Genomic DNA, 20,389 nt, shown 5'->3' with positions numbered 1-20,389 from the left:
CATGGTTACGGAGTTGCATGCATGCGAGTGAACTCCACAATCAGCTCGGTCAGCAACTCAGGCTGATCCTCGGGGCTCGCGGTGTAGGAATCGTCGATGAGTTTCAGTGTGGCGTTCGGCAGGTCGGCGGCCAGTCGCTCGGCCAGCGCGACTGGGAACAGCTTGTCCTCGCGGGCCCAGGCCAGCAGGATCGGGATGTCGATGGACGGGTAATGGGTTGCCGCCTCGAGGGTGTAGCGGCGATTCGCGGTCTTCAGGAATCGGCGCAGATCCTTGCGGATGGCGGCGGAGTTGCGGCTCGGCAGCAGGTAAGTATCGATGATCTCGGGGGCCACCTTGTGCTTGGCCACCCAACCCAGCGCGATGGGCAGCGGATGCAACGCGCGGATCCGCAGTACTTCGGTCAGCGGCCGGATCGAGCCGGGGATGCGCGCCAGCGGTGGCAGCAGATTGAACGGCGGCGGCAGGAAGCGCTCGTAGCAGTCCACCGACGCGAGCACGACCCGGCCGATCCGCGAGGTGCCGCGACTGAGCAGGACCTGCGCGATCGCACCGCCGGTATCGTTGGCAACCAACGTGACGTCGGAGAGATCGAGTTCCGCCATGAACGCCTCGACCAGGTCGGCGAGACCGGTGGGGGTCAGATCCGCGTCCGGCACCGGGATGGAATGCGCGCCGAGCGGCCAGTCGGGGCTCAGGCACCGATAGCCCGTGGCGGCGATGGTCGGAATCATCTTGCGCCACAGGTTCGCGTTGACGAGCAAGCCGTGTACGAACAAGATGGGCGCGCCGGATCCGGTCTCGTAATAGCGAATGCGGCCGCTGGCGAGATCGACCTCGTGCGGCTGACCGAGCGCGGTACTGAGATGCATATGTTCCTCCGAGGACTTGGTAGGCGATCGACGGGCTGGGTGCGCAGGTGCAGGGCGTCCGGACTTCGCGACTTGTCTACCGCACGCCGTGCGGATCATCGGGCAGGCTGGACTCCTACGGTATTCAGCTCCGGCGCGGGAGGCCGCGAATCCGGTGCATCGGGCGTTTTGGTGCGTCGGCCCGCGAACCTGCGCATCAGCGGGTCGTCGATCCAGTGATAGATCACTGCGGCGGCGACGGTCGAGACGATGAGGCACAGCGCGGCGAAGCCGAGCCAGCCGAGGAATCCGAACTGCCGACCGCCGATGAACCACCTGGTGATCAGCACCATCACCGGAAATTGGATGAGGTAGAAGGCGTACGAGATATTCCCGAACCAGACCATGCGCGGGGTGGAGTTCAGCCCACGCAGACCGGCCAGGTCGCGGGCGGCCAGCGTCGCCACCACGGCCGTCATCGGGCCGACCAGCAGCGCCGACATCTTGTAATTCACCGGGACGACCCAGGTGGCTGCATAACTGATCGCCAACGCCGCCAACGGCATTCGGACGCTGGTCAGTCGCCAGTGTCCTTCCAGTACCAGTCGTCCGGCCAGTACGCCGAGGAAGAATTCCGGCAGTCGTGATGCCGGGAAGTTGTAGCTCAGCCAATACGCCGGGGACACCGGGATATCCGGCTGCCGAAACCACGCTTGTGAAGCATGCAGTTCGAAAAAGGGCGATACATCGCCGCGAACCAGGCGCGGTGCGAAGACATTCGCTATGCCCTTGGGCCCCGGCACCCACAGGTAGTACGCGGTATGCAGCAACAGGATGAACACCAGCAGACCCGCCAGCCACCACCACAGCCGGTGGCTGGGGATCCGGCGTACCAGCGGCAGCAGCAACGGAAAACTGAAGTAGAACAATATCTCCGAGCACAACGACCAAGACGGCACATTCAACCCGCCCACCGTCGTCCACTTCGGCACCCAGGTGTGCACCAGCGCCAGATTCGGCACCCACACCACCAACCGGTGCAGCGGCACATTCGCCGCCACCACGAATACCGCCGCCGCCACCAGATGCGTCGGGTAGATCTTCAGGACCCGCCGCCAATAGAACCGCGGCACCGAACTATTCGGCTTGAACGACCAGAAGATGATGAAACCCGACAGCACGAAAAAGAACGTCACACCGGCCGCGCCCAGTTGCATCGGCAGCAGCTGATGCAAGTGCCGGAACAGGTCCGACTTCTGGAACGGATACACCGGCAGGAAGACCAGCGCGTGCAGGACGAATACGGCGAACGCGGCCCACCAGCGCGCCCCGGTCAGCGACGGCAGAGCGGGTCGTCTCCGGTCGAGTTCCGCCAAGGCGTCCCGATCCCCCGCCACCACCTCGCTCGCCATCATCAGCCCGCGATCAGCTGCCGCAGCGCGGCAGCCACCACGCCGTCACCGTGCGACGACGGGTGCACCGGGGTGCCCATCAGTTCGCTATTCGGGTCCAGGATTCCGGCCAGCCACGGCTCCGGCGAGCACAGGCCGTGTCCGGCGGTGACCGCCTTGGCGTCGAAGAATTCCACGCCGAGGGTCCGCGCGGCGGCGCGCTGCGCGGCATCCATCCGGTCCCACAGTTCGATCGGCGCGCCCGCGCGCTGCTGGACGATCGTGCCGACGCCGAGCACGTTGATGCACCAATGCTGTTGCCCTGGCGCGTTCATCTCCGGATAGCCGACGAAGACGATGCGTGCGTTCGGCGCGTAATAGCGGACATAGTCGACGACCGGCTTGATCCGCTCCAGGTACTGCTGGGTGCTGACCCCGCGATAGTCGGTGGCGCGCCCCGCCGCCGCGGCCTCGGGGCCACATCCGCGAATCAGGTCGAGCACACAGTTGAGCAGAGTCTGGCGCAGCCGCACCGTGTTCTCGCCCCAGGCGTCGTTCAGCCCGGTCTGGATCAGCACGGTCTTGGTCCGCGGCCCGAACGATCCGGCCGAATCCGCGCTGCGCGCCTCGTGCGCCAACGTGAACCCCGGTCCACTGACCAAAGACGCACCGCGACAGGACATATCGATGAAATCGGAGGTGCCCCAGACGTTCAGGTTCTTGGCCAGCTGCGTCGGCCACGAGGTCGGGCCGTGCGAGCAGTCCGGTTGGGCGCCCGGGGTTACATTTTCCAACGCCGCACCGATATCGCCGTTCGCGGTGAAGGAGTCACCCAGCACCACAAGGGATTTGCCGTCGGCTCCGGGATCGGCCGTGGCGAACGGTGCGGACGCGAGCAGCATGGCCGAGGCGAGACCGAGCGCGGCCGTGGTCAGTGTGCGGTAACGGGTCGAGTACGTCATGGGCGTCCTTGTCGAGAGCAGGCCGAGTCGGGTGACCGGCGGGTCAGTAGCCGGGTTTCGGTTCGAATCCTGGATCGGGCAGCGTCGGTGGCTGCTGCGGTTGCGGCGCGGGTTGGGTCTGCGGCACTGGCTGTGGTGCGGGTTGGGGCTGTGGCGCCGGAGCCTGCTGCTGGGTCGGTCCCGGAGCAGGCAGCGGCGCACTCGCGCTATCCGCCGTGGTGGGCGCGGGCGTTGTGGTGGGAGCGGTCGTCGGCGCGGTGGTGGCGATCGGCGCCACCACCGGCGCGGAGGTGGTCGAGGTGGCCGGCTTGGAACTGTCGTCGTCCCCACATCCGGTGAGGCCCAGCACAATTCCGCACAGCGCGGCGCAGGACAGCGCGAGTCGCGCGGGTCTCGATCGGGCGGCGGTCTGTGTCATCTCAGTTTCTCCCAACTCGTATCTCGGTGAATCGCGTGATCCGGGGATGCCTGCCGACATCCGGACAGCCCTCATCCATCCGGGAGACGCCGACAGCCCGCATACCCGCCGCGGCCGCCGCGTCGAGTTCGGCGACATTGTCGGAGAGGAAGCCGATGCGCTCAGGGCGCGCCCCGATCGCCTCCGCGATCACCCAGTAGGACCGCGCGTCGTTCTTCGGTCCGGCGGATGACAGGTCGAAGTGGCCGCTGATCAGTGCGGACAGATCGCCGAACTGGGTGTTGGCGAACCAGAGTCGCTGCGCCAGTTCCGAACCCGAGGAGAAGATGTACACCCGGTCGCCCCGGCGCACCCACGCCCGAAGCAGCGGCGGTACATCGTCGTAGAGCGTTGCCGTCAGCACTCCGGTGGCGAAGCCGTCCTGCCAGATCAGCCCCTGCAGGGCTTTGAGCGGCTCGGCCTTGATATCGGCATCGCTCCATCGCGCGAGTTCGGCCGCGACCACATCCAGGTCGGCATGCGGATCGTGCAGCGCCCACCGGACCTCTTCGGCAATCCGCCCGATCCGGGGGTCCGGCCTACCCAACCAGTCGGCCAGGCGCGGTCTGGCGTAGCCGAACAGCGTATTCCGCACGGCCGCCACGGGACTCACCGTTCCCTCGATATCGAGCAGCACCGCGTCGCCGGTGTCCACCATTGGCCCGCCGCGCTCGCTCATCCGAGTAGCTCGTCCAGGCTCGGCATCCGCGCGGAGATCGGATCGCCGGTGAAGTCGCCGATCCAGCCGTCCTCCTGCTCGAAGAATCGGATGGCGCAGAACTGCGGTGTGGCGCCCATATCGAACCAGTGCGTCGTACCGGCGGGCACCGAGATCAGATCGCCTTCAACACACACCACCGCGTACACCTTGTCGCCGAGGTGCAGGTAGAAGCAGCCCCGCCCTTCGACGAAGAAGCGAACTTCGTTCTCCGCGTGGCGATGTTCGTCGAGGAACTTGGTCCGGGCGCCTGCAGCTCGGGTCCGCCATTCCGCATTCTCCGGGTCCGGAACCATCCGCACCACATCGACCAGCTGGTAGCCGCCCGCCGCGCACACGTCGTCGATTTCCCCGCGGTAGGCGGCGAATATCTCGTCCTGCGTGGCGTCCGCCGCGAGCCCCCTGGTCGGCCACTGTTCCAGGTGGATATCGAATGGCGCGAGCAGTTCCGCGATTTCGGCTCGCTCGGTGGTGCGCACAATTACCTCGTCGCGGTTGTTGTCCGCCATTACCTGCACGATCGTCATGGCTGGCCTCCTCGGGTCCGAAGGTGTAGTCCACACAGCATTTCCAGGCACTCCATCCGATTGCGCGCGGTCTCGAGGTCGGATCCCCACACGGTCGCGCCGTGCCGATCGATCAGCACCGCCGGTGCCGAGTGATGGTCGAGCCGCGCGCGCAGTTCGGCCGCGATCCGGCGCACATCGTCGTGATTGGGCAGCACCGGGACTTCGAACCCGCCGTTGCGGCGCGGCCCGAATCCCTTGACGATCTCGAAGTCGTCGAACTGCACGGCGGGTCGCTGTGCCAAGGTGGCGACCAGGGTCGCGTGCGGTGGATGCGCGTGCACCACAGCGCCGCAGTCCGGGAAGATCTGGTACAGCGCGGCATGGATCGACACCTCGGCCGACGGGCGCTGGTCCGGATAGCCAACCGCCGCACCGGTTTCCGCGTCGACCAGCACGAGATCCCGTGCGGTCAGCGCGCCTTTGCTTCGGCCGCTCGCGGTAATGAGCGCATCGCCGGTACCGGGCACACGGACCGACAGATTGCCCGCGGTCCCGTCCAGCCAGCCGCGCCGGTGCAACTGCGCGGCCATATCCGGCAGCCCGTAACCCAGTGCGGGCCATACCGTTCGGCGTTCGGTCACCACGGCGGTGACCAGGTCGCGTGGCGTCACATCGAAGGCCGGGTTGTAGGCGGCGCTCCCCTCGGGCGCGACCGGATGTCCGGCGACCGAGGTGACTTCCCCGGCCGCGCGCTCTTCGATCGTGATCGCGGCGCCATCGATGATCGTCGCGTCCATCGTGGATTCCGGCGCGACCACGACGAATGGAATGCCCGCCCGGGCCGCCGCCAGGGCCAGCGGATACGTGCCGATCTTGTTGGCCACGTCGAAGTGAGCGGTGATCCGGTCCGCGCCGACCAATACACAGTCGACCAGCCCACCGGCGATCGCGGCCGAACTCGCCGAGTCCACACAGATCCGAAGCGGGATATCCGCCTCGGCCAGCTCCCACGCGGTCAGTCGCGCACCCTGCAGCAGCGGCCGCGTCTCGCCGACCAGCACGCTCTCCAGCCGACCGCGCTGGGCCAGTTCGCGGATGGCGCCCAGCGCGGTGCCCCACGCCACGGTCGCCAATCGGCCGGTGTTGCAATGGGTCAGGACCCGCAGACGATGTCGCCCGGCCATCGTCGACACCGCATCGGCCGCGCGCGCGGCCATCGTGCGATTGACCTGTTCGTCCTCGGTGAGTAGCGCGAGCGCGGCGTCGAGCACCGCGTCCGGCCCCTGGGCCAGGTAGGCGCACACTCGCCGCACCGCCCATGCGAGATTGACGGCGGTGGGCCGCGCCGCCACGATGCGTTCGGCATCCGCGGTGACCGCTGCGGCGTCCCCGCGATGGGCGCGGACGGACAGTGCGACCGCCAGTGCCCCCGCCGCACCGATCGCGGGTGCGCCCCGCACGGTGAGCGTCTCGATCGCGGCGATGACCTCGTCCACCGTCGTCATGCGCACGATCCGGAATTCGCCGGGCAGTGCGCGCTGGTCGACGGCGTAGATCACGCCATCCACCCAGTCCAGTGAGCGTTCCAAGGCCGGTACCTCCCCTGTCTCGGTAATCCGGGCGGTCAAGCGCCGACGGTGAAGATCTCGAACTGGTAGACGAAGGCGTAGTCGTCGTGGAACAACTGCGTGCACAGGTCGTCGTCGCGGCGCAGGCCGCCGAGCAGTTCGGGTGCCGGCGTATGCCGAGACAGGAAGTTGCGGTAGCAGATTCGACCGTCGGTGCGCGCGATCCGCACCACTTCCTTCATCAGCGTGCCGAACTGTTCGCGGTCGATGCAGCTGGTCACATCGGACAGCGAGAACTTGTCGATCGAGCGGTCCGGCAGCGATCGGAGATGATCCATCAGGTCGGCACGGACGATCTCGACCCGAGTGTCGGCGGCTCTGATGGCCGCGACATTATCGCGAAGCAAATAGTGCGGCAACACCTCTCGGTTCGGGTAGCGGCCGTGGAACATGAACGACACCCAGTCGTTGTCCTTGGCGAGATGGTGGGTGAAGGTGTGCTCGAGCCGCTCCAGGACGTAGTCACCGCACGACTGCACATCGGTGACGACGCGGTAGGAGTCGTCGTTGAGGACCGTCTTCAGGGTGCGCTCGGTGAATCCGTGACGGATCATGGCCCGCCACCGCCAGCCGTCGATCCGGGTGCGATAGATCTCGCGCTGTGTATCCAGGTCCGGCGCCGCGAACAATGCACGCATCGCGGAGCCGTACAGCACTCGCATGGCGGGCGCGACCACTCGGACATACAGCTGCTCGTGCCTGCCCGCCTGCAGCACCCCCTTGGCAATTGCCTTGCGATACTTGGTGAAGTAGGCGACGGCACCGGGTGAGAGCTGTGGCGTCAACTCCTCGAACAGTCGCCACCGGTCGGCCGAGGCGTCCACGCCGAGGAATTCCAGCAGCGTGTCGTAGGAGAAATGCCGGATCGCGGCCAGCTTCAGCTCGAGTAGGTAGGTCTGCCCGGCGGAACTGTCCACCGAGGTCACCGAGCGGGGATTGCCGACCACCAGACTCAGTGCGCGGCAACCACTACCGGTCACCGCCAAGACATCGTCGCCCTCGGCGATGTCGAGCGCACGCAACTCCGAGCGGGAATCCTCGTCGCAGGTGCTGTAGAGCAGCCAACGATCTTTGTTTTCAGTACTTTTCACGGTCTGCTACCCCTCCGGGGACATACATCGGGCGAGAAGATGCGCGTCATGCCTGCGCCACATCCGACTGTTCGGCATCGGCCGCGGCCTCGGCATCGACCGGCGGCGGTGTCGGTTGCGTCGGCAGCAGCGCGCCTGCCGCAACGGCCGCCACGGCGCATACGCCGGTCACGACCAGGCAGGTGATCTGGAATCCGTGCAGAAATGCCGTCTGCGCGGCGTCGTGCAGTGCGTCGGCGATGGCGTTCTGGCCGCGGGCGGCGAATCCGGCCGCCTGTTGCAGCGCGGCACCGACCGAATCCCGACTCGACTCGAGTACGCCGCCGGGCATGCCCGGCACACTGCCGTCGGGCAGTTTGTCGATGTAGAGCGAGTGGTGCACACTGCCCACCACGGCGATGCCCAGCGTGCCGCCGAGCAATCTGGTGGCGTCGTTCATGGCGGAGCCGATGCCGGCCTTCGCCGCGGGCACCACACCCATGATCGACTCGGTCGCAGGGATCGCCACCGACCCGATGCCGAGGCCGATCAGCACCATCTGCGCCGCGATCACGGTGTAGCTGGTCACCACATCATCGACCGAGAACCAGGCGTAGGCGATACCCATCAAGATCAGTCCCGCGGTCACCACACTCCGGGTGCCCAGTTTGACGACCAGTTTGCCGCCGAGCACCGACCCGATGATGATCGCCACCGCGACCGGGATCAGCCGCACACCCGCGCCGAGCGGTGTGTAGGACTTGAGGAATTGGAAGTATTGCGTCACCAGGAAGGTGAAGCCGTTCAGCGTGAAGAACGTGATCGTGATGGTGCCGCACGCGGCGGAGAACCGCAGATTTCGGAACAGCCGCACGTCGATCATCGGATGCTCGGTATTCAACTCACGGAACACCAGGACGACCAGCAGCACCGCGGACCCCGCGAAGCCGAGCAGACTCGCCACGCCGAGCCACCCGCGATTCGGCGCCTCGATAATGGTGTAGACCAGCAATCCGATGGCCACCGTGGACAATACGAGGCCGGGATAGTCCAGCCCGGGTGCCCGGGGGTCCCTGGAGTTCGGCACCACCAGCGCGACCAGCAAGATGCACAGCGCACCGACCGGTACCACGACGACGAACACACTGCCCCACCAGAAGTGGTCGAGCAGCAGTCCGCCGATGATCGGTCCGAGCACCACGCCGATCCCGGATACCGCGCCCCATACGCCGATGGCCGCCGCGCGCTCGCGGCGTTCGACGAACACATTGGTCAGGATCGACAGCGTGGACGGATAGATCAGCGCCGCACCCAGACCCATCACGGTGCGCGCCGCGATCAGCTGCCCGGTCGAGTCGCACAGCGCGCCCGCGCCGGTGGCCACGGTGAACACCACCAGACCGGCCAATAGTGTGCCGCGCCTACCGAATCGGTCGCCGAGACTGCCCGCCGCGAGCACCAGCGCCGCGAAGGTCAGCGCGTAGGCGTCGACGATCCATTGCAATCCGCTGGTGCTCGAGCCGAGTTCGCGTACCAGGCTCGGTAGCGCGAGGTTGACGATCATCGCGTCCATATAGATCGCGATGACGCACAGGCACAGCACGGCGAGCACGAGCGATCGTGATCGCGATGTCGTTGCGGTCATGAGATATGAACTCCTGCTTCGTCGTTCGCGCGCATCGCGGTGGCGACGAGCGCGGCCTGGAATGACAGTGCGATCACGTCGTTTGTCACCAGCACCGCACCGCGGACCAGATCACCGACGACATATATCCCGCGCACCGGCGCGCCGAACGCGTCCAGCGGCTCGAAGGTGCTCACCTCGATACGGACCCCACCGTGTGGGTGGGCGGTGAGCAGACCGTCGTCCAGCAGTCCGGCGAGCACGGGCTGGGTTCGCAGCGCCGCGATATCAGTGCCCGCACCGGTCGCATTGATCACCACGTCCGCGAATTCCGTTGTGCCGTCGAGGTGTATCGCGAATCCATGGTCGACACGTTCGACCGCGTGCAGTCCGCCGAATACGCGCAGTCGCCCCGCACCCATGGCCGCGAGCACCCGCCTGGCGGTTTCGGGCGGGATGGGTGCGCCGTGCACGAGCAGCGGCGTCAGCCACTCGGCGAAGAATTCGGTGCGGTCCTGCTCCACGAGCAGCTGCCAAGCGGGCAGCAACATCGGCGACGCGCCGTTGACCACCTGCTGCCATCCGCGCTCGATTCCCCCGTCGAGCCCCGCCAGCTCATGCTCGAGCATCGCCCGGGTGGTCGGACCGCAGTCACGCACCTCCGACCAGTCCGGCGGTTCGGTCGAGGCGGCCGCGATATCGGCCATCAGCGCCCGGCCGAAGTCGACCAACCGCAGCATTCCGGCATCGACCGCCCGCTGCATGCACTGCTCGACGTGCGGAATGGGTGCGGTGGTCTCCGGACCGCGCAGCCGCGGCAGCCGTCCGGACCGCGAAGCCAGCAGAACCGGGCCGGTGTGCCCCCGCGCGGCCAGTGTCAGCGCGGTATCGATGGCGGTGAGCCGGGTGCCGAGCACCGCGACGCGCGCATCATCCGGCAGCGCGGGCAACTCCCACGGATCGGCGAAATAGCCCGGCACGCCGACCAGATCCGGAAAGCGATCCGACTGCGGCAGCATGCCGACACAGATCGCGACGCGATCGGCCGCGAGCACGCGCCCGCTCGCACACTCGACCCGCCACCGCCGCGTATCACCGACCGCCACCCGGATCGCCTCATCGACCACGACATCGAGCACGACGCCCGCCGCGGTCGCGTCCTGCACCGCCTGATCGAACATGTCGCGCACATATCTGCCGAACAAGGCGCGAGCGGGAAATTCCGCGACCGGCTGACCGGCTGCCGCTGCCTGATCGGTCAGCCAGCGCTGGAATTCGTCCGGATCGGCGAGATTCAGGCTGGACTTGGCAGCCCGAGTGTTGATCAGGTGTGTCGGCTCGGGTGTGCCGAATGGCAGCCGCGTCGCGGCCGGATCGCGGTCGACGACGACATATCGGGTGCCCGCGGGCAATCCGGGCAGCAGTTGCCTGGCCAGCGCCGTGCCCGTCGGTCCGCGCCCGATCTGGACGATCACCGCGTCCTCGGCCTCGGAAGTCATGGGTTCAACCTCGAATTCTGGTCTGCGGCAATGGTTGTCAGGTGACGATCAGCGGCTCGCCCGCCACGAACCGATCCAGCGGTCCGGCGATGCCGGTGCGCGACGGCGGATGGAAGGCCAGCGCACGACAGGCGGTGTAGAGCAGCGCGCTGGAACCCACCATGAAGGCGACGCCGCCCAGCAATTCGGTCGCCAGTGCCGAGGTCCGCTCGACGGCGCGCTGCACCGCGAATCGGACATGCAGTGCCCGCGCGACGGTGCTGGGTTCGCCTGAGCCCTCCATGATTTCGGTCGCGACGGCCTCGATGGCGGCCATCGCCGTCTCCAACTCACCCACCAGCAGCATCCGGTCGGCGGCGGTGCCGCGCCCCTGCTCCGATACCCGCTCGACCAATCCGCTGGCCATGCCCAGATAGCAGGCCGATACCAGCAGCTCGAAGGTCAGCCAGCCGGCGGTGAGCGCCGCATTGAGGCTGTCGGTCTTGCCGAAGAACGACACCGAATCGTCGGTGATCTCGACATCGGTCAGCACGACTTCTTCGGTTTCCGAGCCGGGAAAGACCAGCCCGGTGCCCAGCGGGCGCACCTCGATACCCGGTGACGTAGCGGGGATGACCGCCAACGCCAACTCCGCTTCGTCGGCACCGTCGGGCCGCAGCAGCACGCTGGCGGTGAGAATGTCCATGGACCGCGACAGACTGCACGGCTTCTTGCTGCCGTTGAGCTTCCACCCGCCCGGTATCCGCTCACCACGCAGCGTCGGTGCGATGACACCGGCACCCGGAATCCCCTCGGCGAAGGCCGATGCCAGATAGAGCCCACCCGCCGCGACCATCCCGAGCATGGCCTCGGTGCCGGGGCCCGGTGGGATCGCGGCGACCGTGCACGAATGCATATTCACCGCGATCGCCAGTGACGGCGACCGGCTGCCGAGCACACGGTGGATATGCGCGGCCTCCAGCAGTGAGGCGCCGAGTCCGCCCGATGCCTTACCGACGAGCAGTCCGGGGCCGCCGAACTCGCGGAAGATCGACAGCCCCGGGCTGTCCTTGGATTCGAGAACTTCCAGCGGCACCTCGCGCAGTTTTGCATCGAGTCCGGGGACAAATTGTTCGGCCGTTTCGCGTTCCCGCGCCATGAATCGCATTGCATTCTCCAGTGATCGAGCTGAGTCGTTGATCCCCCCGTGTGTGTTGGGTCAGATGACGAAGAGTTCGTCGGCGAGCATTTCGTCGAGGCTCTTCTCGAAGGCATGCGCGATCTGATCCAGGTCTTCGGTGCTGTGCGCGGCGCTGATCAGAAAACTGTGCAGTTCCGGCAGATACACCTGGTGCTTGCGCATGTAGTAGGCCAGGGCGATGGTGGCCTTGAAGTTGCTGCCCGCCATGCGTTCTCGGTACAGGCCCGCCTCGCGGTGGCTGAAGTTGAGCGAGAAGATCGAGTTGCGGGCATTGATCCGGCAGGCGATATCGCGCTGCTCGGTGGCTTCGCGCATCATGTCGGCGAGACGCTGGGTGTTGTCCTCCAGTTCGATATAGATTTCCTGGTGCTCGCGCAGATAGCGCAGTGCGGCGAGGCCGGCCGCGCAGGTGAGCGAATTACCGCTGAGCGTGCCGCCCGCGAAGACCTTGTTCTCGTAGTCGTAGAACGGATCCTGCGAACTCTTTGCCATATCGATGATCCGCGCGTCACCGACCACTGCACCGCAGGGCAGACCGCCGCCGATCACCTTGCCCAGACAGGTGACGTCGGGATGGATATCGGCCAGTACCTGCACGCCGCCGTAGGCGACGCGGAATCCGGAGACCACCTCGTCGAAGATCAGCGGAATATCGAGTTCGGTACACAGCCTGCGCAATTCGGCCAGGAACTCGCTGTGCAACGCGACCACGGACGTGGGCATCGGCTCGAGGATGACGCAGGCGAGTTCGTCGGCGTGCTCGCGGAGCCGGGCCAAACCGGGGATGTCGCCGTACTGCAGCACGACGGTGCTGTCCACGCTGCCCGGATCCGAACCGAGCGATCCGGCCACCGGCGCGGGACGGTCACGGTCGCCGGCGAAGCGGAACCAGGAACTGACCATGCCTTGATCGGAGAAGCCGTGGTAGTGCCCCTCGAATTTGGCGACCACATGCCTGCGTCGATACCCGCGGCACATCCGGATGGCGAACAGGATCGCCTCCGTACCCGAATTGCACAGGACGGCCTTTTGGGCGGCGGGCAGCGCGTCGACGAGTAGTTCGGCCAACTCGATTTCGGACCGGTTGCCGATGCCGTTGACCAGCCCCCGCCGCGCGCCGTCCGCGATCGCGGCATTGATCGCGGGATGCGCGTAGCCGAGCAGGTGCGGACCGTAACCGCCGGATAGGTCGATGTATTCGTTACCGTCGAAGTCGCGCACCTTGCCGCCGGTTGCCTCCTCGACGAATACCGGGAAGCCGCTCGGAAAGAAGTACCGGTCGATATGCGTCGGCGCGACCAGTGTGTCGTGGGCGCGGTCCCGCAATGCCAGTGAGGTCGGCATCTGCTGCTGGAAGCTGTTCGCGAAGCGCCGTTCGACCTCGGCGTTCATATACGGCGAGTAGCGGTCGGTGAATTTGCGCGCGTTGGCCCAGATGTCGATCTCGGGATTGATCTGGGAGGCGAAACCCTCGCAGGAGAGGAAGACGAGTTCGACCTTGGTGAAGTTGGTGGTGTACTGCGAATCATATTTGCGCAGAACAGCACTCACGTCGTTGAAATAGGAGACGGTCGACCACTGACTCGAGCTGGTGTCGAAGTGATAGCGCAGCACTTCGGCCATCTCGGTCCGATAGGACTCGCGCCCGCGCTCGAGTTTTTCGTTCGCCACCACGAAGTACCGGGTGAACCGGTCGATCGCGATATCCCACTCTTTGCGGGTGCACGCGTAGTAGAACGAGGACAGGCCCCACTTCTCGTCCTCGCTCAACTCCACCGTGACGCCGTAGTCCAGCAGGACCAGCTTGCCGTCCGGGGTGAACAGGACATTGCCCGGATGCGGATCACCGTGGCACATGCCGTGCATGTACAGCATCGTGTAGATCACGTCCTGTAGCCGCTGCGCCAGCCGTTCGCGCGGGAAATCGACTGTGGCGGAGTCCTTTCCGGGGATGCCGTCCATATATTCCATCACCAGCATCCGATCGGTGACCAGCTCCGGCAGCGTCTGCGGCACCAGCACATACGGGTGCGATACGAAATTGGCGCGGATCCGCTCCTGCTGTTGCGCCTCCAGGGTCATATCGGCCTGCGGCCGCAGCAGCCGTGCCACCTCGTCGAATCGCTTGGGCAGGTTCAACTCGCGCACGCGAGGCGTGGTCCGGTGCACCAGCTTCAGCATCGAACCGATCGCGCCGAGGCTGTGGTCGATCTGCTCGGGAACTCTGTTCTTGACCAGTTTGACCGCGACCCGGCGGCCGTCGAGCAGCTCGGCGAGGTGCACTTGCGCCACCGACGCGCTGGCCACCGGCCGCAGATCCAGCGTGCGGAAGGTCGCCGCCAGCGGTCCGCCCAGTTCCCGCTCGATGGCCGCACGCGACTCGGCCGGCGACATATGCGGCGTCCGGTCCTGCAGCACCCGCAGCGTATCCACCCACGACGGTGGCAGCAGATCCGAGCGGGTCGCCGCGATCTGGCCCATCTTGATATAGATCGGCCCCATCCGAATAAGGAATTCCAGGATCGCGTCGGCGCGGCGCTGTTCGGCGTTCCGACCGCGCTCGCGGATCGACGTGATCGAATACTCCATGGCGCCGAGTGCGGTGAAGGTCGCCGCCTTGGCCAGATGTCTGAGCATGGTCCACCTGTTCCGGTCGGGCGTCAGAAGACGAAAGAGAAAGCGCCGAAGGACATTCCGGCGCTGCCGACCCAGCCGACCGCGCGATCGCCGGGACGCAACCGGTCCTGCTCGATCGCGGAGGCAATGGCGGTCGGCACCGAGGCGGACACGATATTCCCGGTCCGGTCGTAGACGTGGTGTACGGCGTCGCCGAGCCCGACCTTGTCGGCCATGCCCTGCCAGTACCGCTTGCTGGAGGCATGGGTGAACAGCGTCGATACCTCGTCGGTGCGCACCTCGAGCCGGTCGAACACCCCGAGCGCATCCGCAGCGCCCATCTCGTGCATCTCGAATCCGTAGGAGGTGAAGAAACCGACACCGTTGGCGGCCAGCTTGTTCGAGGGCTCGCAATAGCCCTCGTAGCCATCGAGGGTCACATTGCACAAGGCCGCCAGATCGGGACGCGAGGCGAACCGGAACTCCCACGGCTCATTGTCCTCGGCGGTGAGCACGGTCGCGGTGGCCGCCTCGCCGAGGGTGTATGCCGGGAACGTCGATTCCAGCGCCTCGAGCCGCGGCATGCGGAACAGGTGCGGGAACACCACACCGCCCCAGCGCAGGTTGCACTCCGCGTTGACGATCAGCGCGTTGCGGAATTCTCCTGTGCGGAACAGGGATTCGGTGACCTGCACCGCCCTGGTCCAGCTCATGCAGGCATCGAGGATGTCGAAGCAGTGCGGGTTGTCCAGCCCGAGCGCGGCGGCCGTATGGTAGGCCCCGCCCGGTTCGATGAATCCGCGGCCGATCCCGGTATAGATCAGCAGGTCGATATCCCGCGGCCGCAACTGCGCCCGTTCCAGCGCCGAGTTCGCCGCGTCGCGCAGCAGCTCTATCGGGCGCTCCCCCTGATCGAGCCATTGCCGCGACGCCGAGCCCGCGTACCGCAGGTAGTAGTCGACCTTGCGCAGGGCGTCGTCGAGATCACCGGTGAAGCTGTCCGCGCTGTGGGTGGCGATCAGGTCGGTGATGTCGGCATTGGTAACGGTCCGGGAGGGTAGTGCGGCGGCCGCCGATCGGAGCCTCATCTCGCTGCGCTCCTGACCCCGGTGGGATCCTCATCCTGTGGCGCGCTCACAACATCATCGACGGCCGGTGTCAGATGGTCCGCGATGATCCGGGTCATCGCCGCGATGGAGGTCGCTTCCCACATCAGTTCCGGCGGGAACCGCTTGCCCGACCACATTTCCAACCGGTCGTGCAGGTTCATCTGGTCCACCGAGCCGAGCCCGTGCTCGGCCAGCGAACGAGCCGAGTCGAGCCGCGGACCGTCCGACCCCAGATTTTCGGCCATCCATTCCTGGATCTGGGTGAGCAGCCCCTGCTGTACCAGCTCGCGCATCGACGGCGTTGCCGACATGCCTGTGTCGGCGGATGTTTCGATGGTCACCATGCCCTCCCAGCGGTGGACCTCGGCGAGCGCACCCGCGAGGAAGTCGGATTTACATTGCTGGCGGCGAAGTTTGCCGCTCGTGGTGCGCGGAATCGTGCCCTGGCCGATGAATACGATGGCGACGGGCACGATCGCGTGCTTACGCGCGACCGCGTCGTGCACCGCGGTGACCAGCGCCTGCGGGCTCGGGCCCGCGTCCGCCCGGTACTCCGCGACCAGGACCAGGTTCTCCTGACCGTCACGTTCGACCGAGAAGGCGATGACCGCTCCGGCCCGCAGCGATGCCACGCCGTTCACCACGGTGGTCTCGATATCCTCGAGGTAGTAGTTCACGCCGTTGACGATCATCAGGTTCTTGACCCGGCCGCAGATATACAGCTCACCGGCGTACCAGAATCCGAGATCCCCTGTGCGCAAATAGGTTCGGGCGTCGCCCTCGCCGGTGATCCGAGCACGGAAAGTACGTTCGCTGTCCTCGGGGCGATTCCAGTAGCCCGGTGACACGATCGGTCCACTGACCCAGATCTCGCCGACCGCGCCGTCGGCCGTTCGCTGTCCGGATTCCGGTGTCACGATGGCGATGTCGGTGCGCATGACGGGAATTCCGCAGCCAACCAATTCGGTCCCGGGAGCATCGCCGACGGGCACCACCTCGCGCGCGCCGAGTGCCGTCGTATCGAAGCTCGTCGCGGCAAACTCGACACCCGAAGTCCCCGAGGTGACCTTGAGGGTGGCCTCGGCCAGGCCATATCCCGGCGTCAGCGCGGTCGGGGGCAGGCCGTGCGGCTCGAACGCGGCGCGGAAGCGGTCGAGTGTGGCCTTGCGGACGGGTTCGGCGCCATTGCTCACCAAACGCCAACTGCTCAGGTCGAGTTCGGCGCGTTGTAGCGGTGTCGTCCGGTCCACGCACAGGTCGAATGCGAAATTCGGTGAGCCACTGTGGGTTCCGTGATAGGCAGCGACCGCCGACAGCCAGCGGATCGGGTTCTTGACGAATGTGGACGGCGCCATCAGGACCGCTCTGGTCCCGGTGAATACCGGCAGCAACACGCTGCTGACCTGCCCGAAGTCGTGGAAGTGCGGTAGCCAGGACACCACGACACTTTCGGTATCGACGCCCCAGCCATACACCAACTCGGCGCACTGGTGCAGCATCATTCCGTGTTGGATGATCACACCCTTCGGCACCGAAGTAGACCCGGACGTATATTGCAGATAAGCGATATCCGTCTCCGCGATTTCCATTTCGACAGCATGTTCCGATGGTTCCGTTATTGCGTCGGACGCAATTCTGGGTAGTCCCGCGATGTACCACTCGTCATCGAGCTCTGCCATTCCTCCGACAATATCGCCGGTGCTCAATACAATGCTCGCCTCGGCATCGCGGGCAATCGTGTCGACCTGTTCCAGCACATTGGGTTGCGGCGGGAACAGCGGTACGGCGATCACGCCCGCGTACAGGCACCCATAGAACGACACCACATAATCGAGGCCCGGCGGATGGAGCAGCAAGGCCCGATCACCAACCGCGACCTCCCTGGTCAACTGGTATGCGATCGCCTGCGCACGCTGCTGGAGTTCCCCATACGTCAGCGCCTCGACTTCCTGTCCCGCGCTGTCGAGGAATACGAAAGCGGTTTCCGCGCGATGCGTTTCCACTCGCGCATTCAACAGGTCGACCCAATTACGACAGTCCGCGTCAGGAATCGACGGTGAATTCTTCATGAACACCCCTGAGTCATGCATATGCCCCGCGCGATGGACAGCGGAAGTCTCTCCACGGAATTGTCCGCTTCATCGTTGAAGCCTGCGCCATCCAGAGATACGAGCACTGATCGCGAAGCTATCGCCGACATTAGCGGAGCCTAAATCGGGCGTCAACCGTGACAATCTGAATTCAGTAATATGACATCCATGTTAAATGACGCGTGCCGGGGCGCCCGCAGAGACGGCGTTGCCAGTTCGGCCGACCGCGCCGCCCACCCGGCAGACGGCTCTGACCAGGCACTCTGATTACAAACCGGTCGGTTGGTCGCCACGCGTTAACGCATTGTGCCCCAATAGGTTTCGGGACTGTTTACCCAAAGCGGCCGCCCGCCAGGGCATTTCGCCGCTAATGTCGGAGCGCATGACGAACACCAGTGAAGTGGATGACCTCGTTCTCACTCCCGCGGTGGAACTCGCGCAACGTATCCGCGGCCGGTCGCTATCACCGGTCGAAATCGTCGATGCGTACCTGAAACGCATCGATGCCCATAACACCGCGATCAACGCCTACGTGTGCGTCCTTGCCGATCAAGCCAGAGCGGCGGCGCTAGCGGCCGAAAAGGACGTGATCACCGGGCGATTACGGGGACCTCTGCACGGCGTCCCGATCGCCGTCAAGGATCTGTTCGATTTCAAGGCAGGCGTGCCGAATACCTTCGGCGTCAAGGAATTCCAGGCATATGTGCCCGCGGAAACCGCGCCGCACGTGACCAGACTCGAGCAGCTGGGCGCGATCGTCCTCGGCAAGACGAACACCCCCGAGTTCGGGCATAAGGCCACCACCGACAACCGACTGTTCGGCCCAACCAGCACACCGTTCGCGCCCGGACACAATGCGGGTGGGTCCTCCGGCGGCAGCGCCGCGGCCGTCGCCGCGGGTATGTGCGCACTGTCGCAGGGCTCCGACGGCGGCGGCTCCGTGCGTATTCCGGCCGCGATGTGCGGCGTCGTCGGCCTCAAGCCTTCTTACGGACTGCTCGCCGGTATCGTGCGACCGGACGCGTTCTTCACCCTCGATCCGTTCATGGGCAATGGGCCATTGGCCAGGTCGGTCGAGGACTGTGCGCTCATGTTGGACGCGATGGCGGGCTTCGACGCGCGGGATCCGGGCAGTGTCCCACTCCCCGAACAGCGCTACCGCGACGCCGTCCTCGCCCCCGTCGCCGGCTTGCGCGTCGCGTATCTGCCTACACTGGGCGGCTTTCCGGTGGCCGAGGAGGTGCGTGCGGTCCTCGACGAGTCGGTACGCGCGCTCGAAACGGCGGGCGTGACCGTCGAGATGCCGGAGGTGACACTGCCCGCGCCGCATCAGGAGATCACCGATCTGTGGATGCGGCTGACCGGCTCGGCGATGGTGTGTCTGATGGAGATGTTCGGCGATCTCGGTCTCGATCTGCGCGCGGTGGCCTGGGCGGACCTGCCACCACACTTACGCGCCGTCGCCGACCGCGGCTTCGCACTGAGCACTGTCGAGAACCGCCGAGACCAGTTCCTGCGCACGGCGGTTTTCGACATGATCAACGGCGTACTGGAGGACTACGACGCGATCGTCACCCCCACAACCGCGGTAGCGGGCGTCGCCAATACCGAAGACGGCTGGACCGTCGGCCCGGACACCGTCAATGGCGAGTCGGTGGATCCATTGCTCGGCTGGTGCCTCACCCACCCGTTCAACTACAGCGGGCACCCGGCGATCTCGGTACCCGCAGGCACAAGTCCAGTTGGACTGCCGGTGGGAATGCAGATCGTCGGCCGCCGCTTCCGCGACGACACCGTACTCGGCCTCGCCGCAGCCTACGAACGAATCCGACCTTGGCAGCACAACTATCGAAAGCTGTTCGTCTGATCGGGTGAAATCGCCGGCCGCGCAGCGAATGCCGAATCGACGTGTCCGCACCGACCGGTAGGTCGTGAACGGAGAACAACCGACCCGTATCGACGAGCCGGTTGTTCCGCATGCGCGACGCCTACGCCGTGCAGGACCAGGGTCGGGGCCTTCGCTCGCTCATGGCGATGTCAGCCGATCTGAGTTGCGAGTGGGGCACTGATGTCACCCGCGGCGTGCAAGGTGTTGTATGCCTGTGCCAGAGCGGCGATCCCGACCGGGACGCCAACCACCAGACCGCCGATGATCGGGCCCACCGCTGCCCCGATCCCCAGGCCAGGGATACAGCCACCGATCGCGCCGACGACCGCGCCGACGACGCATCCACCCACGAGCCCCACCACGCCACCGGCCATGGTGCCCATTGTCACGGCCAGCATGAATTCGTTGCCCGCCTGACTCAGCGCATTGTCGATATCGGCCTGCGGATTGGCACCGTCGACTGCCGCAACCGAGGTCAAATCTCCGAGAGACGGTGAAAGCGGCTGCACCGCAGTAGTATTCGTCTGATCCTGCGTCACCGGCAGCATCGACGGCATGGCGCTGCTCGAGGTGTCGGCGCTGAGCATGGTCGGTTCCGTTTCTGCGGCCGTCAGCGTGGTCGGCGCGGGGGCGGCCGTAGCCACCTCTGCGGTGAGGGTCATCAAGGTCGCGGTCATCGCGGAAGCGACGATGATGCGGGTACGGTGGTTCACTGGATCTCCTACAGACAACATGGTTTCTGTGCTACCAGCCGAAATTTACTGTGTAGCAAGGTGATCGGAGGGCGAGACGATTGC

The 20,389-nt window shown here is 65.8% G+C and carries 16 protein-coding genes; 1 reads left to right on the top strand and 15 read right to left on the bottom strand.

The genetic code is table 11. The annotated features are described in order from the left end of the window. Window positions 1–5: 5 nt before the first annotated feature. The 14 genes from ABZW16_RS09595 to ABZW16_RS09530 all read right to left on the bottom strand — a co-directional run bounded on the left by ABZW16_RS09595 (window position 6) and on the right by ABZW16_RS09530 (window position 17,617). Entirely contained in the window at window positions 6–872 is an 867-nt protein-coding gene (locus ABZW16_RS09595; RefSeq protein ID WP_354954037.1) for an alpha/beta hydrolase, read from the bottom strand. 95 nt (window positions 873–967) lie between these two features. Further along, window positions 968–2,266, bottom strand: coding sequence for an acyltransferase (locus ABZW16_RS09590; RefSeq protein ID WP_354954035.1), 1,299 nt, complete (start codon window positions 2,264–2,266; stop codon window positions 968–970). Continuing rightward, a complete protein-coding gene (locus tag ABZW16_RS09585; RefSeq protein WP_354954033.1) occupies window positions 2,266–3,204 on the bottom strand; it encodes an SGNH/GDSL hydrolase family protein in 939 nt (312 codons plus the stop codon). Before ABZW16_RS09585 ends, ABZW16_RS09590 begins: the two co-directional genes overlap by 1 nt. Before the next feature lie 43 nt (window positions 3,205–3,247). Further along, window positions 3,248–3,622, bottom strand: a complete 375-nt coding sequence (locus ABZW16_RS09580; protein ID WP_354954031.1) for a hypothetical protein — start codon at window positions 3,620–3,622, stop codon at window positions 3,248–3,250. 1 nt (window position 3,623) lies between these two features. Further along, window positions 3,624–4,340, bottom strand: coding sequence for an acireductone synthase (gene mtnC, locus ABZW16_RS09575; RefSeq protein WP_354954029.1), 717 nt, complete (start codon window positions 4,338–4,340; stop codon window positions 3,624–3,626). Beyond that, a complete protein-coding gene (locus ABZW16_RS09570) occupies window positions 4,337–4,906 on the bottom strand; it encodes a cupin (RefSeq protein WP_354954027.1) in 570 nt (189 codons plus the stop codon). Before ABZW16_RS09570 ends, mtnC begins: the two co-directional genes overlap by 4 nt. Next, window positions 4,903–6,516, bottom strand: coding sequence for an S-methyl-5-thioribose-1-phosphate isomerase (gene mtnA, locus ABZW16_RS09565; protein ID WP_354954025.1), 1,614 nt, complete (start codon window positions 6,514–6,516; stop codon window positions 4,903–4,905). Before mtnA ends, ABZW16_RS09570 begins: the two co-directional genes overlap by 4 nt. After that, window positions 6,513–7,607, bottom strand: coding sequence for a DUF3419 family protein (locus ABZW16_RS09560; protein WP_354954023.1), 1,095 nt, complete (start codon window positions 7,605–7,607; stop codon window positions 6,513–6,515). Before ABZW16_RS09560 ends, mtnA begins: the two co-directional genes overlap by 4 nt. Window positions 7,608–7,653: 46 nt before the next feature. Beyond that, window positions 7,654–9,231, bottom strand: coding sequence for a DHA2 family efflux MFS transporter permease subunit (locus ABZW16_RS09555; protein WP_354954021.1), 1,578 nt, complete (start codon window positions 9,229–9,231; stop codon window positions 7,654–7,656). Further along, the gene (locus ABZW16_RS09550) at window positions 9,228–10,709 is read right to left on the bottom strand and encodes an FAD/NAD(P)-binding protein (protein WP_354954019.1); all 1,482 of its coding nucleotides are present in this window, start codon (window positions 10,707–10,709) and stop codon (window positions 9,228–9,230) included. The genes ABZW16_RS09555 and ABZW16_RS09550 overlap by 4 nt, the downstream gene beginning before the upstream one ends. Window positions 10,710–10,746: 37 nt before the next feature. Next, a complete protein-coding gene (locus ABZW16_RS09545) occupies window positions 10,747–11,856 on the bottom strand; it encodes an acyl-CoA dehydrogenase family protein (protein ID WP_354954017.1) in 1,110 nt (369 codons plus the stop codon). Between the two features lie 51 nt (window positions 11,857–11,907). Continuing rightward, entirely contained in the window at window positions 11,908–14,526 is a 2,619-nt protein-coding gene (locus tag ABZW16_RS09540; protein ID WP_354954015.1) for an aminotransferase class III-fold pyridoxal phosphate-dependent enzyme, read from the bottom strand. A 23-nt stretch (window positions 14,527–14,549) separates the two neighbouring features. Then, window positions 14,550–15,593, bottom strand: coding sequence for a 3-oxoacyl-[acyl-carrier-protein] synthase III C-terminal domain-containing protein (locus ABZW16_RS09535; RefSeq protein ID WP_354954013.1), 1,044 nt, complete (start codon window positions 15,591–15,593; stop codon window positions 14,550–14,552). Then, complete coding sequence (locus tag ABZW16_RS09530; RefSeq protein ID WP_354954011.1) at window positions 15,590–17,617, bottom strand: AMP-binding protein; 2,028 nt, start codon at window positions 17,615–17,617, stop codon at window positions 15,590–15,592. Before ABZW16_RS09530 ends, ABZW16_RS09535 begins: the two co-directional genes overlap by 4 nt. Before the next feature lie 469 nt (window positions 17,618–18,086). On the opposite strand from ABZW16_RS09530, the gene ABZW16_RS09525 reads away from it, so the two are divergent. After that, window positions 18,087–19,571 (top strand): amidase, encoded by a 1,485-nt coding sequence (locus ABZW16_RS09525; protein ID WP_354954009.1) that lies wholly within the window; start codon window positions 18,087–18,089, stop codon window positions 19,569–19,571. 170 nt (window positions 19,572–19,741) lie between these two features. Here the strand turns inward: ABZW16_RS09525 and ABZW16_RS09520 are convergent, their stop codons facing one another. After that, window positions 19,742–20,305 carry a hypothetical protein gene (locus ABZW16_RS09520; RefSeq protein WP_354954007.1) on the bottom strand — a complete coding sequence of 188 codons (564 nt, stop codon included), beginning with the start codon at window positions 20,303–20,305 and terminating at the stop codon, window positions 19,742–19,744. Window positions 20,306–20,389 lie beyond the last annotated feature (84 nt).

The organism is Nocardia sp. NPDC004604, from assembly GCF_040609795.1.
Lineage (GTDB): Bacteria > Actinomycetota > Actinomycetes > Mycobacteriales > Mycobacteriaceae > Nocardia.
The sequence above is the reverse complement of the archived record's forward strand: the minus strand, read 5'-3'. Positions and strand labels throughout refer to the sequence as shown.

Coding starts and splice junctions, on each gene's coding strand:
- mtnC (WP_354954029.1), bottom strand. CDS start 4,340: ATGAGCGAGCGCGGCGGGCCAATGGTGGACACCGGCGACGCGGTGCTG.
- ABZW16_RS09535 (WP_354954013.1), bottom strand. CDS start 15,593: ATGAGGCTCCGATCGGCGGCCGCCGCACTACCCTCCCGGACCGTTACC.
- ABZW16_RS09570 (WP_354954027.1), bottom strand. CDS start 4,906: ATGACGATCGTGCAGGTAATGGCGGACAACAACCGCGACGAGGTAATT.
- ABZW16_RS09555 (WP_354954021.1), bottom strand. CDS start 9,231: ATGACCGCAACGACATCGCGATCACGATCGCTCGTGCTCGCCGTGCTG.
- ABZW16_RS09595 (WP_354954037.1), bottom strand. CDS start 872: ATGCATCTCAGTACCGCGCTCGGTCAGCCGCACGAGGTCGATCTCGCC.
- ABZW16_RS09540 (WP_354954015.1), bottom strand. CDS start 14,526: ATGCTCAGACATCTGGCCAAGGCGGCGACCTTCACCGCACTCGGCGCC.
- ABZW16_RS09590 (WP_354954035.1), bottom strand. CDS start 2,266: ATGATGGCGAGCGAGGTGGTGGCGGGGGATCGGGACGCCTTGGCGGAA.
- ABZW16_RS09580 (WP_354954031.1), bottom strand. CDS start 3,622: ATGACACAGACCGCCGCCCGATCGAGACCCGCGCGACTCGCGCTGTCC.
- ABZW16_RS09525 (WP_354954009.1), top strand. CDS start 18,087: ATGACGAACACCAGTGAAGTGGATGACCTCGTTCTCACTCCCGCGGTG.
- ABZW16_RS09585 (WP_354954033.1), bottom strand. CDS start 3,204: ATGACGTACTCGACCCGTTACCGCACACTGACCACGGCCGCGCTCGGT.
- ABZW16_RS09550 (WP_354954019.1), bottom strand. CDS start 10,709: ATGACTTCCGAGGCCGAGGACGCGGTGATCGTCCAGATCGGGCGCGGA.
- ABZW16_RS09545 (WP_354954017.1), bottom strand. CDS start 11,856: ATGCGATTCATGGCGCGGGAACGCGAAACGGCCGAACAATTTGTCCCC.